12 protein-coding genes are annotated in these 12059 nt (G+C 58.7%); 7 read left to right on the plus strand and 5 right to left on the minus strand.

Annotated elements, in window-relative coordinates:
• Window positions 1-39 precede the first annotated feature (39 nt).
• Entirely contained in the window at window positions 40-1818 is a 1779-nt protein-coding gene (locus AC4PR2_RS16620; RefSeq protein WP_492175292.1) for a sigma-54-dependent Fis family transcriptional regulator, read from the minus strand.
• Window positions 1819-2092: 274 nt separating this feature from the next.
• Here AC4PR2_RS16620 and exaC point away from each other — a divergent pair, with 274 nt between their 5' ends.
• Window positions 2093-3613: an acetaldehyde dehydrogenase ExaC gene (gene exaC, locus AC4PR2_RS16625; RefSeq protein WP_100395812.1), complete on the plus strand. Its 1521-nt coding sequence runs from the start codon at window positions 2093-2095 to the stop codon at window positions 3611-3613.
• A gap of 67 nt (window positions 3614-3680) precedes the next feature.
• Here exaC and adhP read toward each other — a convergent pair whose 3' ends face one another.
• The 3 genes from adhP to AC4PR2_RS16640 form a co-directional block, all read right to left on the minus strand.
• Window positions 3681-4697, minus strand: coding sequence for an alcohol dehydrogenase AdhP (gene adhP / locus AC4PR2_RS16630; protein ID WP_492175293.1), 1017 nt, complete (start codon window positions 4695-4697; stop codon window positions 3681-3683).
• A gap of 196 nt (window positions 4698-4893) precedes the next feature.
• Window positions 4894-6183: a bifunctional sulfur transferase/dioxygenase Blh gene (gene blh / locus AC4PR2_RS16635; protein ID WP_060418973.1), complete on the minus strand. Its 1290-nt coding sequence runs from the start codon at window positions 6181-6183 to the stop codon at window positions 4894-4896.
• A gap of 17 nt (window positions 6184-6200) precedes the next feature.
• Complete coding sequence (locus tag AC4PR2_RS16640; protein ID WP_142109871.1) at window positions 6201-6986, minus strand: sulfite exporter TauE/SafE family protein; 786 nt, start codon at window positions 6984-6986, stop codon at window positions 6201-6203.
• Between the two features lie 191 nt (window positions 6987-7177).
• On the opposite strand from AC4PR2_RS16640, the gene AC4PR2_RS16645 reads away from it, so the two are divergent.
• A complete protein-coding gene (locus AC4PR2_RS16645) occupies window positions 7178-8416 on the plus strand; it encodes an NAD(P)/FAD-dependent oxidoreductase (RefSeq protein WP_443014540.1) in 1239 nt (412 codons plus the stop codon).
• A gap of 127 nt (window positions 8417-8543) precedes the next feature.
• Window positions 8544-8837: an Rdx family protein gene (locus AC4PR2_RS16650; protein ID WP_004928553.1), complete on the plus strand. Its 294-nt coding sequence runs from the start codon at window positions 8544-8546 to the stop codon at window positions 8835-8837.
• A gap of 22 nt (window positions 8838-8859) precedes the next feature.
• Here the strand turns inward: AC4PR2_RS16650 and AC4PR2_RS16655 are convergent, their stop codons facing one another.
• Window positions 8860-9522: a CPBP family intramembrane glutamic endopeptidase gene (locus AC4PR2_RS16655; protein ID WP_308342643.1), complete on the minus strand. Its 663-nt coding sequence runs from the start codon at window positions 9520-9522 to the stop codon at window positions 8860-8862.
• 257 nt (window positions 9523-9779) lie between these two features.
• Between AC4PR2_RS16655 and AC4PR2_RS16660 the strand changes: the two genes are divergently transcribed.
• The 4 genes from AC4PR2_RS16660 (at window position 9780) to AC4PR2_RS16675 (ending at window position 11970) form a co-directional block, all read left to right on the plus strand.
• Window positions 9780-10232, plus strand: coding sequence for a TIGR00645 family protein (locus AC4PR2_RS16660; protein WP_492175300.1), 453 nt, complete (start codon window positions 9780-9782; stop codon window positions 10230-10232).
• A 189-nt stretch (window positions 10233-10421) separates the two neighbouring features.
• A complete protein-coding gene (gene fabZ / locus AC4PR2_RS16665) occupies window positions 10422-10877 on the plus strand; it encodes a 3-hydroxyacyl-ACP dehydratase FabZ (protein ID WP_443014541.1) in 456 nt (151 codons plus the stop codon).
• A gap of 30 nt (window positions 10878-10907) precedes the next feature.
• Window positions 10908-11696 (plus strand): spermidine synthase, encoded by a 789-nt coding sequence (locus tag AC4PR2_RS16670; RefSeq protein WP_048321552.1) that lies wholly within the window; start codon window positions 10908-10910, stop codon window positions 11694-11696.
• A 79-nt stretch (window positions 11697-11775) separates the two neighbouring features.
• Complete coding sequence (locus tag AC4PR2_RS16675; protein ID WP_038872997.1) at window positions 11776-11970, plus strand: ribbon-helix-helix domain-containing protein; 195 nt, start codon at window positions 11776-11778, stop codon at window positions 11968-11970.
• Window positions 11971-12059: the final 89 nt, after the last annotated feature.

The following is a 12059-nucleotide window of genomic DNA, read 5'->3' on the forward strand; positions in this document are numbered from 1 at the left end:
GCATCGAGGGGCCGGCTATTGATGGTCAATCATGATGTTTCATTCCGCCGCCGCTTTCTGCCTTCCCAGCTTGCGGTACAGCGTGCTGCGCGAAACGCCGAGCGCCTTCGCCGCCCGGCTGAGGTTGCCGCCCGCCCTGCCGATCGCCGCCTGCAGATCCTCCAGGCCGGTATCGTCGTTCTCCTGGCGCGGCGCCAGCACCGCGATGGACTGCGGCAGATCGTCCAGAGTGAGCACCGCATGATCGTCCGCCAGCGCCAGCAACACCTTGAGCGTACTCAACAGCTGCCGCACGTTGCCGGGCCACGGGTAGCGCGCCAGCATCGCCAGCGCCTCCGGCAGCAGGCGAATGTCGCGCCGCTCGCCGCCCAGCTCTCGCCACAGCTGCAAAATGAAGGCTTCCAGCTGCGCCCGCTCTCTGAGCGGCGGAATGAGCAGGCTGTATTCCTGGATGCGGTACAGCAAATCCTCGCGAAATGCCCCCGCCTGTACCTGCCGATGCAGATCGTGGTGCGTGGCGCAGACCAGCGCGAAATCGACCGGATAAGCGCTGCGGCTGCCGAGCGGCGTGACCGTTTTTTCCTGTAACACCCGCAGCAGCCGCGTCTGCAGGCCCGCCGGCATGTCGCCGATTTCATCGAGGAACAGCACGCCGCCGTCCGCCTCGCGGATCTTGCCGATATAGCCTTTCGGGTTGGCGCCGGTAAACGCCCCCGGGGCATAGCCGAACAACTCGGACTCGATCAGCGGCTCAGGCAGCGCCGCGCAGTTGATCGCCACGAAGTTGCCGTTGCGCCAGCGGCTCTCTTGAAACAGGCGTCGGCTGAAGTGCTCCTTGCCGCAGCCGGTTTCGCCGGTCACGCACAGGGAAAGACCCGCATTGAGAATGCGCAGCGCCTTCTGATGCTGTTCGTCATGCCTTTCCGCCGGCGGCGGAACCGAACGCAGGGCGCTGACGCGGCGCTGCGGCGCCTCGAGCAGCGAATAATAATGCCGTTGATTGCCGGCCAGCATCTGGTGCGGTGCGCCGTAGGGCTGCCGCAGCAGATCGGGGAACAGCTGGGCGAACTCAACCGAGCCGAATGCGGCCGGTGAAAGCTGGAACTCCAGCATCGCCAGCCGATTGGCGGCGACCAGCACTTCGTCGTGAAACACCAGCAGCAGCTCCTGCGCGCTGCCCAAGCTACCGGCGTCGGCGTGCAGGCGCAGCGTCCAGTGACGATCGGCGATCGCGCTTCTGACCCAGCGGTGTTCGATATGTCGCACCGCCTGCATGATCAGGCGCTGTGCATCGCGATACGGCCGCTGCGCGGGGGCGGAAAGATCCAATATCCCGGCAATGTGGCCATCCGGCCGGTAGATCGGCGCGGCGGTGCAGTTCAATCCGGCATTTTGGTTGAGGTAATGCTGGTCGCCGCGCACTTCGCAGAACGCGCCCAGCGCCAGCGCGGTGCCGATGGCGTTGGTGCCCCGCTCCGCTTCTCCCCACGGGTTGCCCGGCGCCAGCGCAAAGCGCGATGCCTTATGCAGAAAATCGGTATTGCCGCGGGTTTCCAGCACCAGCCCGTCGGCGTCGGCAATGACCACAATGGCGGGCTGGCGCGTAATTTGCGCGCCCAGCTGCTCGATCAGCGGCTGCACCCGTTGCGGCACCCAGTCGTTGCGGCTGCGCCGCTCTTCGAGCAACCCGGCTTTGATGAACGAGATGTGCTGATCGGCGCGCGCCAGGCCGTAGCCCCGGCTGCGCTGCCAGGATTCCGCCAGCGGATGGGTCAACAAACTGGCGCCCTCAGTGGGCAAGCGGTCGTCAGGCAACATGCGTTTCTCCCCCGTTCGCGAGTATTGCAAATATGTATCACAGATGTGTATCAGGCGTTGCGACACGGGACACAAAAAATCATCGCCGGCGGCGGCACCGCTCGATTCCCTAAGCCACATCCGTTTTTAACACGCTAATAAATAAGCTCTTTTAACGAGCATCTTCGCCATTCATCAATCTGGCACGGGGCGTGCTTCTCCTGCTGCGGCGGCATGCCGCACTCACAGGCGCAGCGCAATAGCGCCGGTTATCATCTGCAGAGAGGTGCTTCACATGAAATATGTCCACCCCGGTTTGCCTGGCTCGCTGGTTTCGTTCCGCAAACGCTATGGCAACTACATTGGCGGCAAATTCGTCGAACCGGTATCCGGCAACTACTTCACCAACACCTCGCCGGTGACCGGCCAGCCGATCGCCGAATTCCCGCGTTCCGACGCCAAGGACATCGAGCTGGCGCTCGACGCGGCGCATGCGGCGGCGGACGCCTGGGGCAAAACCAGCGTGCAGGAGCGCTCCAACGTGCTGCTGGCGATCGCCGATCGCATCGAAGCGCGGCTGGAGATGCTGGCGCTGACCGAAACCTGGGACAACGGCAAACCGATCCGCGAAACCCTGAATGCCGATCTGCCGCTGGCGGTCGACCATTTCCGTTACTTCGCCGGCTGCCTGCGCGCGCAGGAAGGCACCGCGGCGGAGATCGATCAGAACACCGTGGCCTACCACATCTATGAGCCGCTGGGCGTAGTCGGCCAGATCATTCCGTGGAACTTCCCGCTGCTGATGGCCGCCTGGAAACTGGCGCCGGCGCTGGCGGGCGGTAACTGCGTGGTGCTGAAACCGGCGGAACAGACCCCGCTCGGCATCAGCGTGCTGATGGAAGAGATCGGCGATCTGCTGCCGCCGGGCGTGCTCAACGTGGTGCAAGGCTTCGGCGCCGAGGCCGGCGAAGCGCTGGCGCGCAGCAAACGCATCGAGAAGATCGCGTTCACCGGCTCCACACCGGTCGGCCGCCATATCCTCGCCTGTGCGGCGGAAAACATCATCCCCAGCACCGTCGAACTGGGCGGCAAATCGCCGAACATCTATTTTGAAGACATCATGCAGGCGGAGTCGGAGTTTATCGACAAGGCGGTTGAGGGGCTGGTGCTCGGCTTCTTCAACCAGGGCGAGGTCTGCACCTGCCCTTCACGTGCGTTGATCCAGGAATCCATCTACCCGCAGTTTATGGAGAAAGTGCTCGCGCGCATCGCCACCATCCGCCAAGGCGACCCCTTCGACACCGACACCATGCTCGGCGCACAGGCGTCACAGGAGCAATACGATAAGATCCTATCCTACATCGACATCGCCAAGAATGAAGGCGGCAACATCCTCGCCGGCGGCAAACGCACGCAGCACGGGGATGAATTGCAAAACGGTTTCTATCTGCAGCCGACGTTGATTACCGGCAACAACAGCATGCGCTTCTTCCGCGAGGAGATCTTCGGGCCGGTGATCGGCGTCGCCACCTTCAAGGATGAGGCCGAAGCCCTGGCGCTGGCCAACGACACCGAGTTCGGTCTGGGCGCCGGGCTGTGGACCCGCGACATCAACCGCGCCTACCGCATGGGCCGCGCGATCAAGGCGGGCCGCGTATGGACCAACTGCTATCACCTGTACCCGGCGCACGCCGCGTTCGGCGGCTACAAGAACTCCGGTATCGGGCGCGAAACCCACAAGGCGGCGCTGTCGCACTATCAGCAGGTGAAAAACCTGCTGGTCAGCTACGACGCCAAACCGCTGGGCCTGTTCTGATCCGGGCGTAACAAGAAGAAGGCCACCCGCAGGTGGCCTTCTTATTTGGCATGGTTGATGGCGTGATTTATTTCGCCATGCCGAGATCGATCACCATGCGACCGCGAATGGTGCCCGCCTTCATCTCGTCGAAGATGGCGTTGATATCGCCCAGTGGCCGTTTGGTCACTTTCGGCGTCACTTTTCCTTCGGCGGCGAACTGGAACGCCTCTTTCAGATCTTCACGCGTGCCCACCAGCGAGCCCACCACCTGAATGCCGTCCAGCACCAGGCGCGGAATGCTCAGATCCATGCTCTCCGGCGGCAGCCCCACGGCCACCACTTTACCGCCGGCGCGCACCGCATTCACCGCCGAGTTGAAGGCCGCTTTCGCCACCGCCGTCACCACCGCCGCGTGAGCGCCGCCGGTTTGCTGCTGAATGATCTCCTCCGCGTTTTGCGTTTTGGAGTTGATGGTCAGATCGGCGCCGATCTGTTTGGCGAACTCCAGCTGGCCGTCGTTGACGTCGATGGCGATCACCTTGGCGTTAAACACGTTCTTGGCATACTGCAGCGCCAGGTTGCCCAGCCCGCCCAGGCCGTAGATGGCGATCCACTGCCCCGGCTTGATATCGGAAATCTTCACCGCCTTGTAGGTGATGACGCCGGCGCAGGTAATGCTGCTGGCGGCGAAAGAATCGAGCCCGTCCGGCACTTTCACCGCGTAGTCCGCCACCACGATGCACTCTTCCGCCATGCCGCCGTCAACGCTGTAGCCGGCGTTCTTCACCGAACGGCACAGGGTTTCGTTGCCGCTGACGCAGTATTCGCAATGGCCGCAACCCTGGTAAAACCAGGCGACGCTGGCGCGGTCACCCACTTTTAACGAGGTGACGCCCTCACCGACGGCGGAGACCACGCCGATGCCCTCATGCCCCAACGTAATGCCCGGCACCTCGCCGAAATCGCCGTTTTTCACGTGCAAATCGGTGTGGCACACCCCGCAACACTCCATTTTCAACGCCGCCTCGCCGTGCTTCAGCGGGCGCAGCACTTTATCCTGAATGTCTACGGTATGGTTTTTCGTCACTACGGCAGCTTTCATGGTGTTTTCCTTAGCAGAATGGGAAGTACAGTTGTTAATGTAGTGACTGTATTCGGTGAGGGCAAGCGCCGCGTGTTTTGTGTAAAAACAAATAATTAAATATGAATCAGCATGATTATTTCATAAAAAACAATTAACAGACGTCGCGATCCCAGGCGAATGATTTGCCTGTTCGCTGGCGCTGCCATGACCTGATTCAGCCCTTAAATCGATTCACGGGGATTTTCAGATAGTGTTGCCCATCGTCTTCACAGTCAGGCAAAACGCCGCCGCGAATATTGACCTGCAGCGCCATCAGCATGAGTTCCGGGTGCGGCAGCGTGGCGTCCCGCTGTTTTCTTTGCGCAACGAACCGGGATTTATCCATGTTGACCACCCAGGGATTGTTCTCGCGCTGCTCTCTCACGGTGCTTTCCCAACGGGCCTCACGCCCCGCCGGGCGGTAATCATGGCCGGTAAACAGGCGGGTATCCGCCGGCAGGCTCAAGATGCGCTGCAATGAGTCCCACAAGGCTTCCGCATTGCCGCCAGGAAAGTCGGCCCTTGCGGTACCGCTGTCCGGCATGAAGAACGTATCGTGGATAAACGCCGCATCCGCAATGTGGTAAGTGACGGACGCCAGCGTGTGCCCGGGAGACAGCAAGACTTCAGCGCGCAGGTTACCGATAAAAAAGACGTCCCCGTCCGCGAACAGTACATCCCAGACGGTCTTGGCCGCAGGCAGGTCTTTTAAATTATAGATCTCTTCCCACAGCCCCTGAACGGCGGTAATTTTTTCACCGATACCGGTGAAGGCGCCGGTTTTCTGCGCCAGCCAGGTGGCAGCCGAAAAATGATCGGCGTGCGGGTGCGTATCCAAAACCCAGGCCACTCCCCACCCCCGTTGATGGATAAAATTCAGAATGTCGTTGGCCTGTTGATGCGAGACCGTGCCCGATCGGCGGTCAAAATCCAGAACCGGGTCGATAATCGCACAGCGGCGCGCCTCGGGATCGGCAACCACATACTGCAGGCTGCCGCTTTCCGGCTCATAAAACGCGTGAACTTCCGCCGTGGCCCGCACGGACCGATGCTTGCCATACCAACTGAGCGCCTTATCGGCGTCCGCGCCGTATTCGTCGCATTGGCGGCGAAACTGCGCTTCATCTATCTGACCTTCGCGCAGCGCATACAGCAGGGAAAGGCAGGCAGATCGAGCCCCGCTTCTGCAGTGCGCCAGAGTCTTCCGGCCTTGCCGCAGCAGAAACTGGAAGGTGTAAACGGTCTCCCAGGTCAGCGTATCGAACGTGTAAGGGAGATAGACGTAACGCATCCCCCCTTGTTCAGCCAACGCTTTCTCTTGCTGATGATCAAGATACTCCCCCGGTTCCTCGTCCGGCCGATTGTTGACGATAAGGCGGTAGCCCTGTTGAGACAGCGCCTTGAAATCACTCGCTTCAGGCGCGCCCGAAAAGGAGAGCTGAGGGTGGTAAGTGCGGATGCGCATGTTTTTTTCCTTCTGTTTCATAGGCTTTTAAATAACATATACAGGGCCAGCGCCAGGAGCATGACGGCATAGAGCACATTGATAATGTCCTCGCGTTTTTTCAGGCGCTCGGCGAGCGCCACCCCCACCACGCCGCCCAGAACGCCACCGACGATGAGCCAGCACGTAATCGCGATCGAGACCTTTCCCGACATGGCGTAGCTGGCGCTGGTCGACAGCCCCATGGCCGCCACGACCACCAGTGAGGTTGCCACCGCTTCAACCATCGAGAAGCGGAAAAACCAAACCAGCGCCGGCACAACCAAAAATCCGCCGCCGATGCCCAGAAAGCCCGCCAGCCCGCCCAGGGCCAGCACGCTAGGCCATACGATGGCGGGATGAACGGCAGCATGGGGGGACGGCAAGGGGGTGCCGGCAAGGCGATTTCTTTTCAGCGTCAATCCGGCGACAACCAGCATCAACAGGGAAAAAGGCAGGGTTAAGTAGTGCCCGTCCGTGATTTTTCCCATCTGAGATCCCGCCAGAGCACCCATAACAGCGACCAGCGAAACGACAACCCCGGTCTGCCACCTGACGTTGCCTTTGGCAGCGTGCGCGGCCAGATTGATCAGCGCGTTAATGGCCACGGACATGGCGCTGGTTCCTATAATCAAATGCGTATCCGGCACTTTCACCATATACAGCAATAACGGCACGCAGACGATTGACCCGCCGCCGCCGGTCAGGGCCAGGAGGAATCCCACAATTCCCCCGGTGACCACTAACAGCATCACGATATAAAAACTGAAATGGAAAAAATCCACTGCACTAATCCCTTAATGATGCTCATGCCATTTATTAACGATCAGTTCACTGGCAATGTCAAATAACTTATTTCGATTTGTTATTACATATATCAAAATGGAATATGTGAATTTTGATATAACCACAAGTTCTATGAATTCGCTTTTAATCTGGCCAGCAACCCCCTACTTTCTTATGAAAGGAGGCCTGCATGAAACCCGAAAAAATAAATACCCAGAAAAGCGTCGTTGTTATTGGCGGCGGCTCATCCGGAATAGGTATCGCGGCAAGCATAAGGAAGCGAATTAAAGACATCGATATAACGGTCGTGGAACCTAACGACTGTCATTATTATCAACCGGCATGGACCCTGGTGGGCGGCGGGCTCTTTGATATCAATAAAACACGGCGTTCCCTGCGCGCTGTCCTGCCTGCAGGAACCGCATGGGTACAGGATAGCGTTGTCAGGGTCGAGCCCAGTCAAAAATACATCGAGACTCGCCAAGGGCAGAAAATAAACTATGACTTTCTTATTGTTGCGTGCGGCCTCGTTTTACGCTGGGATAAAATAGAAGGCCTTGAAGACACCCTGGGATTAAACGGCGTCACCTCTAATTATCGCTTTGATCTTGCCGAATACACCTGGCAACTGGTTCAGGAAATGAAAGGCGGCCAGGCGATATTTTCTCAACCGGCACTACCCATAAAATGCGCCGGCGCACCGCAAAAAGCCCTGTATCTTTCATGCGACCACTGGCGCCGCCAAGGCATTCTGAATAATATTAACGTCAATTTCTGCCTTGCGGGCACGGCGATTTTCGGCATTCCGCAATTTGTCCCCCCGCTGAGCGAGTATTTGCAAAAATACCGTGCAAAGGTCAATTTCAATCATCATTTAATTCGTGTTGATGGCCCGAATCGGCAAGCAACATTTGCCGTAGAGACAAATGAAGAGGGAAAACGCGAGTTAACCCTGCCCTTCGATATGCTCCACGTGGTGCCGCCTCAATCGGCCCCGGCGTTTATTTCGCAAAGTGGGCTCGCAGAGGGATCCGGCTGGTGCGATGTGGATAAATTGACGCTGCAGCATAAGCATTGGCCGGATATTTTTGCGGTAGGCGACTGTTGCTCAACGCCAAACGCCAAAACCCTGGCGGCAGCCCGAAAGCAGGTGGTGGTGGTGGCGGAAAACGTCGCGGCGCTGATTCATGGCGCGCCTCTCACGGCCCATTATGATGGCTATGGTTCCTGTCCGTTGACGGTCGAGAAAGGCAAAGTTGTGCTGGCGGAGTTTGGCTATGACGGTAAGTTACTGCCCACGTTTCCCCTGCTCGACGCAACCCAGCCCAGCCGTCTGGCCTGGTGGCTGAAAGCCTGGTTTTTACCCCGGTTTTATTGGGCGGGCATGCTGTGTGGGGTTGAATGGTTTGCTGGCAGCAAGCGGCCGTGACGCACACTCGGCCCCCCTTGCCGCTCTGGCCGCAGCAGACGCTTGACTATTTGGCGAGACAAAGCCACCATCGCTTGCAGGTCCATCAGGCTGATTGCAAGCCGTTACCACTACCGGTCGATCATCGATGAAAAATGCCCCCGCAGTGACGATCCACTACTGTTCACAATGCAACTGGCTGCTGCGCGCCGGCTGGATGGCGCAAGAGCTGCTCAATACCTTCGGCGACGATCTCGCCTCCGTCACGCTGATGCCGGGCACCGGCGGGGTCTATCAAATCAGCGTCGATGGCGTGATGATTTGGGATCGCAAAATTGACGGCGGCTTCCCCGATGCGGCGCAGCTGAAGCAGCGGCTGCGCGATCACAGCTTCCCCGATCGCTCTCTCGGCCACAGCGACGGGAAGAAAGCCAGGCACTGAACATCCGGCGGCAAGCACAGCTTCAATTTAACGCATAGCTGGCCGCCATCACGACGCCATTCATGGTCATATGCAGCCCAATGGGCAAATAGATCCCTTTGGATCTTACTCGGGCGGCCGTTAACACCAGCGAGATGAGCACCAGGGCTGCCAATGTGCGCCAATCGGTGTACTGGGTATGCAAAACGGCAAAGATGACAGACACCGTTAACGCGGCCCAAATCACCTTATCGTTAAACCAATACATCAGTGCGTTAAACAAACAGCCGCGAAATACGATCTCTTCATAGACGGGGACGACGAAAACCAACAAAGCGGCATTGAGCGCCAAAATCTCGCCGGGCAATGCCACCTGCTCCGTCACCCAGGTTTCCGTTTTTTCCACGCCCATCAAACGCGGGAAAATAAACTGAATCACCAACAGCGCGAACAGCAGCAGCGCAAAATCGTTGCGTTTAACCTCGCCTTTGCCCAATCCTTCTCTACGGCGGAAAAAGAGCAGGTATAACGAAAAGATAGCGACAAATTCCATTCCGTACAGCAACGGCAGCAATAGCCCTTGTCGCATCAAGGCGGTTCTGTTCTCAATGAACAACGGAATAAATGTAATCAGGAACATCAGCAAAAACATGGAAAAGCAGCCATTAACGGCTCGCGTTCTCGCGATAAACGCATTGTCGACCATATAACCATCCTTAGTTTTGAGCAGCGATTGACGAAACGGTAGCAAGGCAAGAGACCGCGGCAGTTTATCCCTATGCGATATCATTGTCATGAACCCGTTCGCAGCGAACGTCCATTCGCAAATTTCTCCAAGCCATTGGCACGCGGTTGATTTCGCCCGGGTCTCCTGCGTTATACTGAGCGCTCTTTTAGCCACGTAATTAATAAAATTTTATGATTGAACGCTTGCTCGAAAACACGATGTACGCCTCCCGTTAGCTGCTCGCACCGGTTTATGTCGGCCTTTCACTGGCTCTGGTCGCCCTGTCGATCAAGTTTTTTCAGGAGATCCTGCACGTCCTGCCCAACATTTTTTCTATCGCCGAAGCCGATCTGATCCTGACCCTGCTGTCGCTGGTCGACATGGCGCTGGTGGGCGGGCTGTTGGTGATGGTGATGTTCTCCGGGTATGAAAACTTCGTCTCGCAGCTGGATATCACCGAAGGGAAAGAAAAGCTGAGCTGGCTGGGCAAAATGGACGCCACCTCGCTGAAAAACAAAGTCGCCGCCTCCATCGTCGCCATCTCTTCCATTCACCTGCTGCGGGTGTTTATGGACGCCAAGAACGTGCCGGACAACAAGCTGATGTGGTATGTGATCATCCATCTCACCTTCGTGCTGTCCGCTTTCGTGATGGGCTATCTGGACAAGGTCACCCGTTCCAAGCACTAACCACGCGCTACCACACCCGATCGCCAGCATCGGGTGCCTCCTTCCTCTCCATTCTGCGCCTGTTTCTCCGCCATCATGTCTTTCATCTGGCACATCTGATGATAATTTTATTATAATGCTATTACACTCACCATGGACTGAACGCCGGCCATCGCACCGGTTTCGCCGCAGACAGGATCACGCGCCCCCATGCCATTGAATGGTCATCCCCTGCAATTCAACGATATTCAGGCGATTTTGCCTCATCGCTATCCCTGCCTGTTGGTCGATCGCGTGCTGCCCGCCGGCACCTGCATTGCCGAAGGGCGGCTGAGCGCCATCAAGAACATCACCGCCAATGAGCCGACGTTCTGGAGCGGCCACGCCCACTTCGCCGGTTTTCCCGGCGTGCTGTTGGTAGAAGCGCTGGCGCAAAGCACCGGCCTGCTGGCCCATTACTATCTCGGGGCGCTGAACGAAGGGGAACATTACTATTTCGCCGCCATCCAGCGGGCGCGTTTTTATCGCGCCGCCCGCCCCGGCGATCAGGTGCTGATGGAGGTCACCTTTGTGCGCCGGCGCGGGGCGATCGCACGCTTTACCGGCCGTGCCAGCATCGACGGCCAACGCATTTGCACCGCCGATTTCATGTGCGCCCGTAAATAGGCCGCTTGCCAAAGGAGCCCTGCGAATACCATGTCTCTGGTTGACAGCTTACTCAGAACCCTCGATTTCTCTCCGCGCGGCCAGGTGATCGCCCGCGAAGCCGACGCCTGGGGCGAAATCATCGTTTCCGATCACAAGGACTACCGCACGCTGCGGTTTGACGGCATCTGCGAGCAGAGCAAGATGAGCCTCAGCAACCCCGCGCAGCCGATCCACAACTACATCAAAGCGATGCTGATGGCGGTGGCCTGGCAGCCGCCGACGTCGGCGTTGATCCTGGGGTTGGGCGGCGGCAGCCTACTGCGTGCGCTGCACGCCCTCGATCCGACGATGCGCCTGGACGTGGTCGAGCTGCGCGCCGCGGTGATCGCCATCGCACGCCGTTATTTTACGCTGCCGGCCACCGACACCATCAGCCTGCGCACCGCCGATGCCATGGACTTCGTGCGCCCGCCCGCCGAGACGCGCTACGATCTGATTTTCTCCGATCTCTATTCGGCGTTTGCCATGGATCCGCAGCAAGGCAGCCAGACCTTCCTGGAAAACTGCGCCGCAAGGCTGAACGACGGGGGCTGGCTGGTGCTGAATTACCACGATCTGCCCGACGAAAATAGCCTGCTGTACCACAGCCTGCACCGGGTATTCAACACCGTGCTGTTTTGCGTCGCCCCCAGCGGCAACGTCATTATTTACGCCACGCTAGCCCGGGTGACGCTGCCGCTGAGCGCGCTACGCAATCTGGCCGCCGGCAGCGGCGAACTGTTCAACTGCGAGCTCGGCTATCTGTCGCGCAAAATAGAGCGGCTGCATTTCCGCTAAAGGCGGGGGCGACGCGGTCTGGCTGGCCGCTTCGCCCACGTGGTATTATCATTCAGTTATCATTCTCTGGAGGATCCTGATGGAAAAGAAAACGGCGCGGCTAACGGTGCTGATTGACCCGGACAAGAAAAAAGCCCTGGAAGACCTGTGCCTGCAGCAGGACGTCACCCCTTCCCAGGTGGTGCGCCAGCTGATCCGCGATTACCTGCATAAGCATCAGGTGGACTATCCCAGCCAGCCGACTCACGCCAACCCGCGCGTAGAGAGCAATTGAGCGGCGGCCTGCCCCGCACACCATGAAGCGCGCTATCCCCCTGCGCGCGTCCCTAATCCGAATCCTCCGTTGCGCTCTGTCCATTCGGC

This window comes from Serratia sp. A07, from assembly GCF_058725505.1.